Here is a 15,046-nt window from a genome sequence, read left to right on the forward strand (position 1 = left end):
GCTTTTTGTCTCGGATACGAGACACTGGGCGCATGTCGTCGTACGTCCCCGCCGCCGAGCACGTCCTCGCGCTCTTGCAGCGCATCGCCGCGCGCCCCTCGCCCGCACCGGCGGCGGCTCTCGCCCGTGAGCTCGACCTGCCCCGCTCGTCCGTCTACAAGTTGCTCGGCGTGCTGCGCGCCGCAGGGTTCGTCACGCACGACGAGGGGACACGACGCTGGGGGTTGGGGCCAGCCGCGCACGAGCTTGGCTCGGCCTACCGGCGTCAGGCGCCGCTGCAGCGCGCGGCGCAGAGCATCGTCACCGACCTCGCGGAGCGGACGGGGGCCTGCGCGCACCTCGCCGTCCTGCACGGGCGCGACGTCGTGTACGTGCTCGAGGAGCGACCGCTCGGGGTGCCGCCACTCGTCACCGACGTCGGCGTGCGGCTGCCCGCGACCGTGACGGCGAGTGGCCTTGCGATTCTCGCGGCCCTGCCCGCTGCGCAGGTGCGTGCGCTGTTTCCGCGCAGCGACGACCTCGTCCGACGCCGTGAGAACGGCAATGCGCCGGGGACGCTCAAGGAGCTGCGCTCACAACTCACGCAGGTGCGCCAACGCGGCCATGCCTGGGAGAACGGCTCGGTGACGGAGGGCTTTGCGTCCGTGGGGTGCGCGGTGCTAGACCACAACGAGCTACCGGCCGCGAGCCTCGCGGTGACGTGGGACGAGGGGCGTCTCGCGCGCCACGGCGAGGATCCGGCCGAGCGACACGATCGGTTCGTCGCGGCGTGTCGAGTGAGCGCGCAGGCCCTCACTCGCCGATTGAACGGGTGAATGATTGCGGGGCTGAACGCCGCGAGGCCCCCGTGGAGGTGAACTCCACGGGGGCCTCGGGCGAACGGCGCGCTGCTCAGGAGCGCCCGTCGTCCTTGGCGTGCTTGCCGCCGCGCCACGGGCCCGTCGTTCGACTGATGCGGTAGTCGATGCGGTTGTCGACGCGGTGGTCGACCTGGCGGCCGAAGTGCTCGTCGAAGTTCGACTGCAACTCCTGACGCACGTACTCGACGCGACCGAGGAACTCCTTCTCCTCACGACGGCGGTAGTCATAGCGCACCGCCTTGAACGTCGCGACGCACATAAGCACGAGCACGACGCTGAACGGCAATGCCGTCGCGAGAGACGCCGCCTGCAGCGCCTTGAGCCCGCCGGCGAGGAGCAGGCCGATGGCGATGGCACCTTCCATGAGGGCCCACAGCACACGCGACCACGTCGGCGGGTTGGGGTGACCACCGGAGGCGAGCATGTCAACGACGAGTGAACCCGAGTCGGAGGAGGTGATGAAGAAGACGGCGACGAGCAGGATCGCGATGACGGACAGCACTTGCCCGAGCGGCAGGTCCTGCAGCACCGTGAACAGCACCTTCTCCGCGACGACACCGTCGGTCTTGTCGACGAGACCGCCGTCACCGAAGAGCTGACGGTGGATGCCGGCGCCGCCCATGACGGCGAACCAGACGAACCCGACGAGCGTGGGCACGAGAAGCGTGCCGGCGATGAACTCGCGGATCGTGCGCCCGCGGGAGATGCGGGCGATGAAGACGCCGACGAACGGCGCCCAGCTGATCCACCAGCCCCAGTAGAAGATCGTCCACGCAGAGTTCCAGTCAGCGCCCTTCTCCCCCGTGTAGGCACCGACGTCGAAGGTCATGCCGAGCACGTTGGCGAGGTAGACGCCGAGCGCCTCGGTGAGGTTCTGGAACAGGAACAGCGTCGGGCCGAGCAGCAGCACCGAGATGAGCAGCAGACCGGCGAGGCTGAGGTTGATGTTCGACAGCCACTTGATCCCCTTGCCGAGGCCGGAGACACACGACAGCGTCGACAGGAACGTGATGCACACGATGAGGATGACGAGGATCGTGTTGTCCGTGCTGTCGAGGATGCCGATGGACTTCAGACCGGAGGCGATCTGTTGCACGCCGAGACCCAGCGACGTCGCGACACCGAACACGGTGCCGAAGATGGCCAGGATGTCGACGAGGTCGCCCATCCAACCCTTGACGCGCTCGCCCAGGATCGGCTCGAGAGCCCACCGGATCGAGATGGGGCGGCCGCGACGGTGGATCGCGTACGCGAGGGCCAGCCCGATGACGGCGTAGATCGCCCACGGGTGCAGACCCCAGTGGACGAAGGTCTGCGCCATCGCGAGCTGTGAACGCTCGGCCTCGCCTTCGGGCCAGCCGGGCTTCGGCATCGTCGTCGCGTAGGTGAGTGGCTCACCGACGCCGTAGAAGACCAGGCCGATGCCCATGCCCGCGGCGAACAGCATCGCGAACCAGGAGAAGACCCCGAACTCGGGCTTCTCGTCGTCGTTGCCGAGCTTGATCGAGCCGTAGCGGCTGAGACCCATGAAGGCGGCGAAGGCGATGAACCCGCCGATGACGAGCATGTAGTACCAGCCGAAGTTCGTGACGATCCACGACTGCATGTTCGTCAGCACCTCACCGGTGCCGTCGGGGAAGGCGACGCCGAGCACGGCCACCGCCAGGATGACGATGAGTGCCGGCCAGAAGACGCGTGGCGCGACTCCGCCCTTGCCGAGGCGCACGCCCTGGCGTCGCAACTTCTCTGCGATGACCTCATCGTCGTCGTCCTCGGCGATCTGCGCGGCGTCAGACAGATCGGAGGGCAGCGGGTCCGACGACTCGCCCTCGTGGCGCGCCGCTTCCTCGGGTGTCTGCGGGGTTGCGGCCTCCGTCTCCGGCGCAGCGCTGTCGTCGGTGATCGCCGTTGCCGGGGTGGCGCCCGGCGGGCCGTCGGCCTTCGGTTCTTCGTCTTGCATGCGATGTCCTCCCTGGTGTCCATCGTGCGGTCGGAAGTCACGACTCTTCCGGATCGCAGGCCACATCTCAAGTTGTTACTGGCCGGTACCCGGTCGGATCTGCTCGCGATCGAGTTCGGTCCGCGGTGGTCTGCCGCGACCGTGCGTGCTGGACGATGCCGCCTGTCGACCGAACACTGCTGATGCCCGCGATGCCGAATGAGCGCCCCGGACGCCTGACTGTGGCACGATGCGGGAACCCGTTTCGTCTCCCGTCGCACGTGAGGACCGCTGCTCATGACCAAGGCAACCTCGCATCTCGCGTCGGGGCCCGTCGCCCTGGCCCACCGCGGTTTCTCCGGTGGCACCTCGCATGCGCTGGAGAACTCGATGGCGGCGTTCCGCGCTGCCGCCGAGCTCGGCTACCGGTGGGTTGAGACCGACGTGCACGCGACCGTCGAAGGGGTGCTCGTCGCCTTCCACGACACGACCCTCGACCGCACGAGCGACGGGGCCGGCGCGATCGCGCACCTGCCATGGGAGGTGGTCGCACGGGCGCGCATCGCCGGGCACGAGCCGATCCCGCGACTCGAGGAATTGCTGACGCAACTGCCGCAGGTGTGCGTCAACATCGACGTGAAATCGGCCGGCGCGGTCACACCGCTCATCGAGTGCATCGAACGGTGCGGCGCGCACGATCGCGTCCGCATCGCCTCCTTCTCCGACGCGCGGCGCCGAGCCGTCCTCGCCGGCCTGACGCGACCGGTCCGTTCATCGCCAGGGCAGTCGCGCACCACCGCGCTGTGGCTCGCGGCGCACCTGCCGGTGCTCGGTTCGCCCCTCGTCGCGCGCCTTGCGCACGGCATCGACGCCGTGCAGATCCCCGAACGTCAGGGCCGCCTGCGCGTGCTGACGCCGAGACTCCTGCGCGTCCTGCACGGCGCCGGGCTCGACGTCCACGTGTGGACGGTCAACGAGCGCGCCGACATGGAGCGTCTGCTCGACCTCGGCGTCGACGGCCTCATCACCGACCGCGCCGACGTGCTCAAGGACGTCCTCGTCGAACGGGGTGGATGGGGCTGAGCAGAGCGGCTCGACGGGCGATCGCCTGGTTTCGTCAGCCTGCAGCGCGGACCTCGTCTTTGATGGCGTGGCCGTGCAGAGGCCAGGTGCGGTGTGCTGGACGCACGTGGTTGGGAGTGCGCCGAAGTGGCGAGGCGCGATCGCTGAGTCGCGACCGTCGAGAATCGTTGACACGGCGGGTATCCGGCGAAAGTATCTTTACGTCAAGATACTTTCACCGGAAGGCGCCTCATGCTCACGTTGCATCATGTCCAGGTCTCGATGCCCGAGGGTCGCGAGGACGACGCCCGACGTTTCTACCGCGATGCCCTCGGCCTCGACGAGGTCGCCAAACCCGGCGTGCTCGCACAGCGCGGCGGCGCGTGGTTCCGCGCGTTCGCTGCCGACGGCGCCGTCGCCGCCGAGATCCACCTCGGGATCGACGAACCGTTCGTCCCCGCCAAGAAGGCCCACCCCGCCCTCGTCGTCGAATCGACAGCTGCCCTGGAGGCCCTTGCCGCGCGCATCGAGGACGCCGGTTTCGACGTGAACTGGGCCGAGCGCCACACCCTCGACGGCTACGAACGCTTCCACTGCCGCGACGCGTTCGGCAACCGCGTCGAGGTGCTGACGCCCGAGCCCTGACGGCTCGCGAGCGCGATGCGTCAGTCGTGCGACGGCTCGGGCGCATGCCCGAGGGAACGGTTGATCTCGGCGATCAACCGGCGTCCGTGCACACCCCACGCGTGCCGCTCGTCGGCGCTCGCGCGCGTCAGGGCGCGCTGCCACGTGAAGACGCGCCCGACCCGGGCGATGAGCAGGGCGTCGTCGACGGCTGCGCTCAGCGCAGTGCTCGAGACGACGTCGCTCCACACGCTGAGGTAGGCGCGCATGATGCGCTCACGGGCTGCGCGGGCGGCGTCGTCGTCGAGGCCCTCGCAGATGCGCTCGAGCGGGACGAGCAGCGAGCACAGCGGGTTGCCGACGCTCGCGTCACCCCAGTCGAAGATGCGCGCGTCGTGAGCGCCCGCCGAGGTGCCGTCGGCAAAGACGTTGCCGGCGTGCAGGTCGTCGTGCTGAATGGTGAGCGGCAACCCGACGGCGTCGAGCCGCTGAGCGGCGCGGCGCACCTCACGTGTCGTGTCGGGTTTGAGCCCAAGGCGTTGCCACCGGCGAGCCGATTCGCGCGGCGACATGTCGGGCACGCCCGCGTCGCGCAGTTGATCGAGGACCCGCGTCGACGAGCGTTGCAGTCGCGCGTAGCGTCGCACCACGGACGACATGAGGCTGACGGCGTCGTCGTCACGCTGGACGTCACGCAGCACCGGGCCCTGATCGGGCATGAGCAGCCAGCCGCGCTCGGGGTCGTCGGCCCACACGACCGGAACCGCGTCGGGCGCGACGGAACGCAACGCGCGCAGGATGGCGGCCTCGGGGCTCATCTCCGGGCTCGTCGCCTTGAACCACACGCGCCCTTGATCGGTCGTCTCGGCGACGAGCAACGTCGACCAGGGACGCACCCGCGGCTGCAACGGCGTCGTCGGCACACGTTCGAGACCGCGCCGCGCGAGGGCCGCGTCCATCCAGCGCACGGCCTCCCAGCGCCACGTCTCACTGCTCCAGATCGCGCTCGCGGGCGCGACCTGATCAGAGCCGGGGAGAACAGGAAGCTCGGGTGACTTCACCACGTCGTTCGGCCGCTCAGTCGATGTCGGCGTGAGCGGCGACCGGCATGGCGTCCCCGAGATCACCCGTCGCACCGGCATCACGTCCCGCGGCCGGCGTGCCTGCGTCACCGTCGCGGGTGCTTGCACCGCCGTCAGGCGCGTGTGCACCACCGTCGTACGCATCGGCGCGCGTGAGTCCTGCGTCGTCGCGCCCGAGAGCGTCGACGATGTCGGCGGCCGTCAGCCCCACGGTCGCGAGCACCTCGCCGCGCGAGGCGTGGACGAGGAACTCCTTGGGAATGCCGAACGTGTCGAGCGGCGTGCGCACACCGGCTTCACGCAGGCGTCGCGCGACGGCGCTGCCGACGCCCGCCTCGACGAGGTTGTCCTCGATGACGACGACCCGGCCCGCGGCGCGGGCGAGGTCGACGAGTTCGTCGGCCACCGGGTAGGTCCAGCGCGGGTCGATGACCTGGACGCGACGGCCCCGATCGGTGAGCAGATCGGCGACGCCGAGTGCCGTCGAGACCATCGACCCGACACCGACGACCAGCACGTCCACGCCGTCGCCGCCGTCGGGTTCACGCATGACGTCGAGGCGACCGAGACGTCTCTCGGCGACGAGCGGGTCGGCGACGTCGCCCTTGGGGAAGCGGATGACGCTCGGCGCGTCGTCGATGTCGACGGCCTCGCGCAGCAGTTCGCGCACCTGTGCGCCGTCGCGCGGGGCGGCGAGGTGCAGGCCGGGCACGATCGAGCAGATCGACATGTCCCACATGCCGTTGTGCGAGGCGCCGTCGGAGCCGGTGACGCCGGCACGGTCGAGCACGAACGTCACGCCCTGACGGTGCAGTGCGGTGTCCATGAGCAGCTGGTCGAACGCGCGGTTGAGGAACGTCGCGTAGACGGCGACGACGGGGTGCAGGCCGCCGTACGACAACCCGGACGCCATCGTGACGGCGTGCTGCTCGGCGATGCCGACGTCGAACACGCGCTCGGGGTACTTCTTCGCGAACCCGTCGAGCCCGACGGGGATGAGCATGGCAGCCGTGATGGCGACGATGTCGTCGCGCTCGGCGCCGAGGGCGACCATCTCGTCGCTGAACTCGTCGGTCCAGATGCGGCCACTCACCTCGAACGGCAGGCCCGTCTCGGGGTTGAACTTGCCGATGCCGTGCCACTGGTCGGCCTCGTCGGAGAACGCGGGCTCGTAGCCGCGGCCCTTCTGCGTGATGACGTGCACGAGGGTCGGCCGGCCGTAGTCGCGAGCGCGGCGCAGCGCGGCCTCGACCGCCGCCTCGTCATGTCCGTCGATCGGGCCGAGGTACTTGATGCCGAGGCTCTCGAAGACGCCCGTGTCGGGGTAGACGATGTCCTTGAGACCACGCTTCACGCCGTGCAGCGCCTCGTACATCTTCGTCCCGACCTTCGGCGTCGCCTGCAGGCGGTTCTTGCCCCAGTCGAGCACCTGGTCGTAGGTGTGCATCGTGCGCATCGTCGCGAGGTGGTGCGCCATCCCGCCGATCGTCGGGGCATAGGAGCGCTCGTTGTCGTTGAGGACGATGACGAGCGGCAGGTCGGCGTCGGCGGAGATGTTGTTGAGCGCCTCCCACGCCATGCCGCCGGTCAGGGCGCCGTCACCGATGACGGCGACGGTGTGACGGTCGCTCTCACCCTTGAGGCGGCGCGCCTTGGCGATGCCCTCGGCCCAGCTCAGCGACGTCGAGGCGTGCGAGTTCTCGACGACGTCGTGCTCGGACTCCTCGCGGCTCGGGTAACCCGACAATCCGCCGGATTTCTTGAGCTTGCTGAAGTCGTGACGCCCCGTCAGCAGCTTGTGGACGTAACTCTGGTGGCCGGTGTCGAAGACGAACGTGTCCTTCGGCGAGTCGAAGACGCGGTGCATCGCGATGCTCAACTCGACGACACCCAGGTTGGGGCCCAGGTGCCCGCCCGTCTTGGAGACGGATTCTACGAGGAACTGACGGATCTCGGCGGCGAGCGCGTCGAGCTCCTCGGCGGGGATTCGCTTGAGATCGTCCGGACCCGAGATGGTTTCCAGCAGCGTCACGTCTCACTCAGCCTTTCGAAAGTGCAGTCTCCTGAGTCTAGGTCGTCGACCGCGCAGCCGCCATGCGGGCGGGGGCACCCTCCCGTCGCACCCCCGTCGGAGCCGGTAGCGCCGTCGGAGTTCAAAGGCCGGGACTCTGCCCGCCCACGCACCCGCCCCGAACGCCGGCGCATCACAGCCGAGGGACGAACGTCTTGCCGCGCATCGCCTCGTGCACGAGACGGACGGCGCGCGCCGTGGCACGCAACCGCAGCCCCTCCGCGGACAGGTGCTCCATCACCTGCGGCACCGCGCGCGGTGGCAGCTCGTCGGCGAGGTCGACGCGGATGCGGCGATATGACTCGCGCATCGCGCCGAGTTGAGCGTCGACATGCCACGTCGCCACCCAAGCGAGCGCCACCGGGTGACGGCGCCATGCGTCGTAGGCGCGAAAATCCGAGGGGCACTGATCGAGCAGCCACTGCGTCGCCGCCTCCTGCCACCCCGGCGCACCCGGCGGCGGCACACCTCTCGGCCAGCCCGGAGGGCCGGTGTTCACCTCGTCCGACATGACCCCAGCGTACCCCATTGTTCGAACACGTGTTCTATTTGATGACCGCCCCACGAGACCCGCAGACCGGCGCGAGACACGCCCCCGAAGCCGGGTGCTCTGTGGCATGCTGAGCCCGTCACACGGGAGCCCGAGGCGCGGGCTGAGAGGGCATCGCCATGCCGACCGTCCAACCTGATGCGGTTCATGCCGCCGTAGGGAGTGTTCGATCGTGTCTACCCTGACGCCTGCCCCTTCCCCTGCCCACGACGATGCGCCGCGCCTGGCGCCGGCCGCCGCCACCCCAGAACGGCGCGAGGCCCGCCGCAGCGCCCTCGTCGGAAACTTCGTCGACCAGTTCGACATCTTCCTGCCCGTCATTGCGCTGGGTGGGGTGCTGTCGACGCGTTCGACGATTCCCGACGGCCTCGTCTTCGCCGCGACACTCCTGGGCCGCCCCCTCGGGGCGTTCATCCTCGGCACCCTGGCCGATCGTCGCGGACGAGCCCGCGTGTCACGCGGCGCACTGCTCGGCCTGAGCGTGTGCACCGGCCTCATGGTGACGCTCCCCCTGCACACCTCGACGTGGGCCGTGGCCGCTCTCCTGGCGTTGCGCTTCGCCGCCGGATTCTTCCTCGGCGGGCAGTACTCCGCGGCCATCCCCCGCGCCCTCGCGCTCACAGAGCCGCAACGACGCGGCCACCTGAGCGGCCTCGTCATGGCGATGTCACCCCTCGCGAACGCCACCATCGCCGCCGCCACGATGATGCTGACGGCCTCACTCGGCGGCGCGTACACCACGTGGGGGTGGCGCCTGCTGTTCGTCGTCGGCGCACTGCTGCCGTTGATCCTGGCCCTCACCTCGAGGTCAGCGCACGCCGGGCCGGCAGGTCACAGCCCCTCTTCCCACGAATCCGACAAGCGCGATCCCGCCGCGCACGACGCGACCGACGACGAGGAAGAGCGCGTGACGGGCCGTGTCGTGGCCGCATTGTTCACCCTCATGACGGGACTGTGGTTGTTCACGATGATGGGGGTCTCGGTGCTGACGAGTTCGCTGCGCCCGCACTTCTCCCCCCATGACGTCGGGCTCGTCATGCTCGTCGCGACGGCCGTCAGTGCGCCGACGATGGCCGCGGCGGGTGCCGTCTCGACGCGTGTGGGCCGTTCACGCTTCTTCATGGCGTTCGGAGCACTGGCCTGCATCGCCGCCCCCGCCGCCTATCTCGCGGCGATGCATGCGGCGTCATCGGGCAGCATCGTCGCCACGACGATCGCCGCCGCGGCCGTCCAGATCGTCACCGTCTCCGCCTACGGCCCGGTCGGCGCCTACCTCGCCGAACACTTCCCCGAGTCGCGACGTTCGCGCGGTTACGGCAGCGTCTATTCGGCGTCGATCGTGCTGCCCGGCCTGTACCCGTTCTGGCTGCCCACCGTGACGCAGTGGCTCGGCCGTTCGGCCGCCGTCCCGCTCGTGCTGTGCGTCGCGGGCCTCCTCGTCACTCTTGCCCCCGCGTGGATACGCGGAAGTAACGTTGGTGGTTACGAAAAAGTAAGTTGAGTGGGTGAAATCAGCTCGAACCGGTGGCGACGCCGTGATGATCTTGTTAACGTCGTGACTCGGTTCACATCGACTATCGAAGGATGAGCATGTTCACCACACGCCGTACCGCCAAGATCGCCCTCGTCGCCACCGCCGTGGCCGGCACCGTCACGATGGCTGCGCCCGGCGCGCAGGCCGCGACGAGCGACACGACGAAGGACACCATCTGGAACCTCGGCTACGACACGTCGGCGACGACGACGATCAAGAAGTCCGGGCAGTCCTCGACGACGACCGGCTTCACCTTCTCCACCCTCCACGTCGAGAAGGGCGACCTGAGCTCCGACATCATGCTCAAGGACTTCAAGATGCCGGTGAAGCTCGGCAAGCTGCAGATCGCCATCGCGACGATCTCGCAGGAACCCGTCGGCAAGGCCGTCGGAACGATCGACCCGAACACGCACAAGATCGTGCAGACCCAGAAGGTCAACCTCCACATCAAGGATGTCTCGGCCACGGGTAAGGGCCTCATCAACCTCGTCGGCAAGAACTGCCGCACGAGCAGCCCCATCACGCTGACCGTGACGGGCAAGCAGGGTGGCTTGTTCGACCCGATCAACCTCTCGGGCACGTTCACCATCCCGAACTTCGCCAACTGTGGCCTGTCGACGAGCCTGGTCAACAGCCAGGTGGCCGGCCCCGGCAACACGATCAACATGACGCTGACGCCGCACGGCTGATCGCGACCAGCCTCACACGCATCATCTCGGCCGCCGGTACCCCACGGGTGCTGGCGGCCGACGCGTGTCGACTGACGGCAACCGCCACCCGCCCCGATAGCCGCTCGACCATTACGCGTCTGCAAGACGAATGTACGGCGCATTCCTCGTGCAGACGCGTAATCGTCGAGCAACTGATGGCCTGCGCGGTTCACCCAGCGGTTGCAACCTCCGTCACCGTCGTCACCCGACGAAGTTGTAGTGCCACCACTCGGGGTTGGACCGCGCCGATCCATGTAGTCGGGGCGGTCGAATCCCCAGCGCTTGGAGTTGGCCGTCAGCCACACGTCGTAAGAACGCCCGAAGTACAGAGGCGAGTTGATCGCGTTCGTGCGGGCGATGCCGAAGTCGATCGCGTTGCCCAACCCGTGGTTCGAGGTGCCAGGGACGGCCGCGCGGGGGTAGCCGAGAGTGCGGTAGAGCAGCTGCTGACGGTTCAGGGTGCGGTAGGCCTCGGTGATCGTCAGCGCCACACCGAAACGAGCCTTGAAAGCCGCGGCCAGTCCGAGATATCCGACGGCCGCCGCGCGCGAGAGATACCGCGGCTCGTGCGGCAGGTTGCTGACGTTGACGCTCCAGCTCGGCAGTCGTGTGACGGCCGACATCGGTAGACGGCCGTTCACCGCGCGCGCCGTCGTCGCGACGAGGACTGCGGACGTCACCCACCGCCCCTTGAACGCACCCTCGGCGATGCGGAACCACAGGCCGCTCGCGTCGTAAGAGCCTGTCAGCGTCGTGGTGCTCGCCAGCGTCCCGACGATCCGGGCGCGCGGTTCCAGCGTGGGCTGATCGCGCACGTTGACACGGTAGGAAAGCGTCGCGGTCGTCCGTCGCACGAGGACCGACGTTGCCCCCGCACGGGCCACCTGCCTCGACGCAGGAACCGCTGCGAAAGCCTGCGGCGCCCCGTCGATCACGAGGGCCGTCGTCGCCGCAGCGAGGCCGGCGTGTCGAATCGCGCCACGTCGCGTCAGTGTCTCCATCGCAGAATTCCCCCGTCACTCGTCGGCGCGCTGCCCGCCCCGCCATCAGCCTCTTGAGTGTGACACACATCACCGCGGCGCGGGAGATCGTGCGTCACGCCCGTGAACAGGGGCGCTGCGGCAGCACCGGTGCGGCCACCGCCTCGAGACACAGCCCCACCCGGGGGCACCCACGCGTCGTGCCGTCCGCGCGAGAATGGGCCCATGACTTCTTTCGACGCCTGGCTCGAAGCCGCTTCCATCGATGACTCCGTGCGCGAACTGCGCCCCGATTACCGTGCCGTTCTCGTCGTCGCGCGGGGCCTGCACGGCGGTGCGTCGAACGAGGAGAGCGAGACGCTGCTGTTCGCCGCCGAGGAGCACGTACGCGGCATGCTCGAGCACACCCCTCCCGAGGAACTGCCGCACATCGCGGCCTGGCGCGACGCCTACCGCGCGTTCGGCGCGAAACCGCAGCGCACACGCAACTCGGCGGAGGCGCTGCTGCGCCGAGCCGACGCCCTCCCCCGCGTCAACGCGCTGACGGATGCCTACAACGCGGTGTCCGTGCGTCACCAGACGCCCCTCGGCGGTGAGGATCTCGACGCCTACGACGGTCCGCTGCGCCTCACGCGCGCCACCGGCGACGAGGAGTTTTCGACGATGTCCTCGGGCGCCGAGACGATCGAGCACCCCGACGCCGGCGAAGTCGTCTGGCGGGACGACGCCGGCGTCACCTGCCGCCGTTGGAACTGGCGTCAGTGCTATCGCACGCGTCTGACGGACGACACGACGAACGCCATCTTCATCTGCGACATCCTCGACGTCGAGCCCGGCGACGGCGAGCAGCGCGCCACCGAGGTGCGCGACGCCCTGTGCGAGGCGCTCGAGGCCGTCAGCCCCGGAGTGACGCTGACGAGCCGCATCCTCTGATCCATCGGCGGCGCCGATGTTGCCCGGGTTTCGCGACATCGGCGCCCCGTTTCCCGGGCAACATCGGGGCGGGCGACGTCACGTCGCGCGCCTGCCGACTCACTAGAACTGCCGAATAACGCCCAAGAGTCGCCTCTCACCTCTACCGTGATTCACATCACGACGACATGAGGTGACGCATGCCGAACATGGCCGACCCGATCTGGACGCACGCGACGAGCGCACCCGAGCGCCCCGCGCTTCGCAGCCCGAGCACGACCTGGAACTACGCCACGCTGAGGGACAAGGTGGCCGCGTTCGCGGGGCATCTGCGTGACCGCGGCATCAGCCAGGGCGACCGAGTCCTGCTCATCGCCCCCTCCGTTCCGGAGTTCGCCGTCGCCTACTACGCCGCGCAGGCCGTCGGGGCGATTGCGGTGACTCTCAACACGATGTCCACTCCCGCAGAGATCGAATACGTGGCGACGGACTCGGGCGCTCGGCACATCGTCGCGTGGCACGCGAGCGCCGCGGCTGGCGAACGCGTCGCGAGCAAGCTGACGATGGACCTCGTCATCCTCGATGCCGGCGCCGACGCCGCCACGCGGGCCCCGCTCGACGAACCCGTCGAGCGCGCTGACGACGACACCGCCATCCTGCTGTACACCTCCGGCACGACCGGCCGCCCCAAGGGGGTGCAGCTGACGGTGGCGAACCTGTTCGCTGTGGCGAGCGCGTTCATCACGCAGCTGAACTTCGCATCGACGGAGAAGTTCGGCACCGCGCTCCCCCTGTTCCACGTCTTCGGTCAGTGCGTGTGCATGAACACCGTCATGCTGGCCGGCGGGTCGTTCTCGGTGCTCTCTCCCTTCGAACCGCGCGCGATGTTGGCGATGATCCGCGACCACGAGATCAACGTCGTCGCGGGTGTGCCGACGATGTGGAACTACCTCGTCCACGTCGAGGGCGACTTCGGGCCGAAGGACTGCCCCGACCTGCGCCTCGCGGCCTCCGGCGGTGCGAGCCTGCCCGTCGAGGTCATCGCCGCCTTCGAGCGTCGCTTCGCCTGCACCATCCTCGAGGGGTACGGCCTGACGGAGACGACGGGCGCCGCGAGCTACCACCGCGACGGCATCGAGCAGCGCGCCGGCACCGTCGGCGTCGCGCTGCCCGACACCGAGATCGTCATCGAGAGCCTCGACGGGGGCCGCGCGCCCGTCGGTGAGGTCGGACAGGTGCTCGTCAAGGGCCCGACGGTCATGAAGGGGTACTGGAACAACGAGGCGGCCACCGCCGCGGATCTGAGCGACGGCTGGCTGCGCACCGGCGACCTGGGGCGTCTCGATGGGGACGGCTACCTGGCGATCGTCGACCGGGCGAAGGACCTCATCATCCGCGGTGGGTACAACGTCTACCCCCGCGAGGTCGAGGAGGTGCTCTACAGCCACCCCGACGTCGTCGAGGCAGCCGTCATCGGTGTGCCGGACGAGCGCTACGGCGAGGAAGTCGCAGCCGTCGTCGTCCTGGCGCCGGGGCGCGAACAGAGCGCCGACGAGCTGCGCGCGTGGCTCAAGGAGCAGCTGTCCGCGTACAAGGTGCCCCACCTCATCCGCTTCGACGACGCACTGCCCAAGGGCGCCACCGGAAAGATCCTCAAGCGCGCCATCGAGTGGACCACCGACGAAGGAGCAACACCATGACGCAGGTCCAGACCGTCACCGGCCCCATCGACGTCGAGCAGATGGGTGCGACTCTCGTCCACGAGCACATCTTCGTGATGAACGAGGAATACCGTCTCAACTATGCCGAGTGGGACGAGCAGGCCCAGATCGCCGATGCCGTCGAGCAGCTGACGCAGCTCGAGGGGCTCGGCATCGACACGATCATGGATCCCACCGTGCTGGGGCTCGGGCGCTACATCCCCCGGGTGCAGCGCATCGCGCAGCAGGTGAAGCTGAACATCATCGTCGCGACGGGCGTCTACACCTACAACGAGGTGCCGTTCCAGTTCCACCACAGCGGGCCGGGGCTGCTGTTCGACCAGCCCGAGCCGATGGTGCAGCTCTTCCTGAAGGACCTCAACGACGGCATCGCCGACACCGGAGTGCGTGCCGCATTCCTCAAGTGCGCCATCGAGGAGCAGGGCCTGACGCCCGGCGTCGAACGCGTCATGCGTGCCGTCGGCGCGACGAGCGCGCAGAGCGGCGCGCCGATCACGGTGCACACGCACGCCGCGAGCGAATCGGGGCTCGTCGCGCAACGCGTGCTGGCGGAGGAAGGCGCCGACCTGAGCCGGGTCATCATCGGTCACAGCGGCGACTCGACGGACCTCGACTACCTGTGCCGCCTCGCCGACGCAGGCAGCTACCTCGGCATGGACCGCTTCGGCCTCGACGTGCTGCTGCCCTTCGAAGAACGCGTCGACACCGTCGCGGAATTGTGCCGACGTGGGTACACCGAGCGCGTCGTCCTCGCGCATGACGCGTCGTGTTCCATCGACTGGTTTCCCGCCGAGGCACGCAAGGCGGCCGTGCCGAACTGGAACTACCGCCACATCAGCGAGGACGTCCTGCCGGCCCTGCGTGAGCGCGGCGTCGAGGATGCTCAGATCACGACGATGCTCGTCGACAACCCGCGCCGCCACTTCGGCGGCTGACCCTGGCGTCGAGCACTCCGGCACCTGCGTCCGCACGAAACCCGCCCGAAGGTTGAGGTGATTCGT

General features: G+C 68.9%; 12 protein-coding genes and 1 riboswitch. Of the genes, 8 read left to right on the forward strand and 4 right to left on the reverse strand.

What is annotated here, in order from left to right; translation table 11 throughout:
- The first annotated feature begins 32 nt into the window (after window positions 1–32).
- Window positions 33–815: an IclR family transcriptional regulator gene (locus tag J4Z35_RS09410; protein WP_074039199.1), complete on the forward strand. Its 783-nt coding sequence runs from the start codon at window positions 33–35 to the stop codon at window positions 813–815.
- 76 nt (window positions 816–891) lie between these two features.
- Here the strand turns inward: J4Z35_RS09410 and J4Z35_RS09415 are convergent, their stop codons facing one another.
- Window positions 892–2,820, reverse strand: a complete 1,929-nt coding sequence (locus tag J4Z35_RS09415; RefSeq protein WP_074039198.1) for a BCCT family transporter — start codon at window positions 2,818–2,820, stop codon at window positions 892–894.
- Between the two features lie 276 nt (window positions 2,821–3,096).
- On the opposite strand from J4Z35_RS09415, the gene J4Z35_RS09420 reads away from it, so the two are divergent.
- Window positions 3,097–3,882, forward strand: a complete 786-nt coding sequence (locus J4Z35_RS09420; RefSeq protein ID WP_074039197.1) for a glycerophosphodiester phosphodiesterase — start codon at window positions 3,097–3,099, stop codon at window positions 3,880–3,882.
- 231 nt (window positions 3,883–4,113) lie between these two features.
- Window positions 4,114–4,506 (forward strand): VOC family protein, encoded by a 393-nt coding sequence (locus J4Z35_RS09425; RefSeq protein WP_074039196.1) that lies wholly within the window; start codon window positions 4,114–4,116, stop codon window positions 4,504–4,506.
- A gap of 20 nt (window positions 4,507–4,526) precedes the next feature.
- Here J4Z35_RS09425 and J4Z35_RS09430 read toward each other — a convergent pair whose 3' ends face one another.
- From J4Z35_RS09430 to J4Z35_RS09440, 3 genes are all read right to left on the reverse strand, one after another.
- Entirely contained in the window at window positions 4,527–5,546 is a 1,020-nt protein-coding gene (locus J4Z35_RS09430) for an aminoglycoside phosphotransferase family protein (RefSeq protein WP_260852921.1), read from the reverse strand.
- Window positions 5,547–5,562: 16 nt separating this feature from the next.
- Window positions 5,563–7,599, reverse strand: coding sequence for a 1-deoxy-D-xylulose-5-phosphate synthase (dxs, locus tag J4Z35_RS09435; RefSeq protein WP_074039194.1), 2,037 nt, complete (start codon window positions 7,597–7,599; stop codon window positions 5,563–5,565).
- A gap of 172 nt (window positions 7,600–7,771) precedes the next feature.
- Complete coding sequence (locus J4Z35_RS09440; protein ID WP_074039193.1) at window positions 7,772–8,149, reverse strand: hypothetical protein; 378 nt, start codon at window positions 8,147–8,149, stop codon at window positions 7,772–7,774.
- A 112-nt stretch (window positions 8,150–8,261) separates the two neighbouring features.
- Window positions 8,262–8,367: riboswitch (TPP riboswitch) on the forward strand.
- Between J4Z35_RS09440 and J4Z35_RS09445 the strand changes: the two genes are divergently transcribed.
- The 5 genes from J4Z35_RS09445 (at window position 8,361) to J4Z35_RS09465 (ending at window position 14,980) form a co-directional block, all read left to right on the forward strand.
- Window positions 8,361–9,689 carry an MFS transporter gene (locus tag J4Z35_RS09445; RefSeq protein WP_171969808.1) on the forward strand — a complete coding sequence of 443 codons (1,329 nt, stop codon included), beginning with the start codon at window positions 8,361–8,363 and terminating at the stop codon, window positions 9,687–9,689. (Overlaps the previous riboswitch by 7 nt.)
- 89 nt (window positions 9,690–9,778) lie before the next feature.
- Complete coding sequence (locus J4Z35_RS14535) at window positions 9,779–10,411, forward strand: hypothetical protein (RefSeq protein WP_006945283.1); 633 nt, start codon at window positions 9,779–9,781, stop codon at window positions 10,409–10,411.
- Between the two features lie 1,226 nt (window positions 10,412–11,637).
- Window positions 11,638–12,345, forward strand: a complete 708-nt coding sequence (locus J4Z35_RS09455; protein ID WP_074039191.1) for a phenylalanine--tRNA ligase beta subunit-related protein — start codon at window positions 11,638–11,640, stop codon at window positions 12,343–12,345.
- A gap of 179 nt (window positions 12,346–12,524) precedes the next feature.
- Complete coding sequence (locus J4Z35_RS09460; protein ID WP_074039190.1) at window positions 12,525–14,024, forward strand: AMP-binding protein; 1,500 nt, start codon at window positions 12,525–12,527, stop codon at window positions 14,022–14,024.
- Window positions 14,021–14,980, forward strand: a complete 960-nt coding sequence (locus tag J4Z35_RS09465; protein WP_074039189.1) for a phosphotriesterase — start codon at window positions 14,021–14,023, stop codon at window positions 14,978–14,980. The genes J4Z35_RS09460 and J4Z35_RS09465 overlap by 4 nt, the downstream gene beginning before the upstream one ends.
- Window positions 14,981–15,046: the final 66 nt, after the last annotated feature.

This window comes from Dermacoccus sp. NHGro5 (assembly GCF_017565385.1).
Classification (GTDB): domain Bacteria; phylum Actinomycetota; class Actinomycetes; order Actinomycetales; family Dermatophilaceae; genus Dermacoccus; species Dermacoccus nishinomiyaensis.

What these genes read in the sequence shown, in the direction of transcription:
- J4Z35_RS09410 (WP_074039199.1), top strand. Translation starts at nt 33, where the DNA reads ATGTCGTCGTACGTCCCCGCCGCCGAGCACGTCCTCGCGCTCTTGCAG.
- J4Z35_RS09415 (WP_074039198.1), bottom strand. Translation starts at nt 2,820, where the DNA reads ATGCAAGACGAAGAACCGAAGGCCGACGGCCCGCCGGGCGCCACCCCG.
- J4Z35_RS09420 (WP_074039197.1), top strand. Translation starts at nt 3,097, where the DNA reads ATGACCAAGGCAACCTCGCATCTCGCGTCGGGGCCCGTCGCCCTGGCC.
- J4Z35_RS09425 (WP_074039196.1), top strand. Translation starts at nt 4,114, where the DNA reads ATGCTCACGTTGCATCATGTCCAGGTCTCGATGCCCGAGGGTCGCGAG.
- J4Z35_RS09440 (WP_074039193.1), bottom strand. Translation starts at nt 8,149, where the DNA reads ATGTCGGACGAGGTGAACACCGGCCCTCCGGGCTGGCCGAGAGGTGTG.
- J4Z35_RS14535 (WP_006945283.1), top strand. Translation starts at nt 9,779, where the DNA reads ATGTTCACCACACGCCGTACCGCCAAGATCGCCCTCGTCGCCACCGCC.
- J4Z35_RS09455 (WP_074039191.1), top strand. Translation starts at nt 11,638, where the DNA reads ATGACTTCTTTCGACGCCTGGCTCGAAGCCGCTTCCATCGATGACTCC.
- J4Z35_RS09460 (WP_074039190.1), top strand. Translation starts at nt 12,525, where the DNA reads ATGCCGAACATGGCCGACCCGATCTGGACGCACGCGACGAGCGCACCC.
- J4Z35_RS09465 (WP_074039189.1), top strand. Translation starts at nt 14,021, where the DNA reads ATGACGCAGGTCCAGACCGTCACCGGCCCCATCGACGTCGAGCAGATG.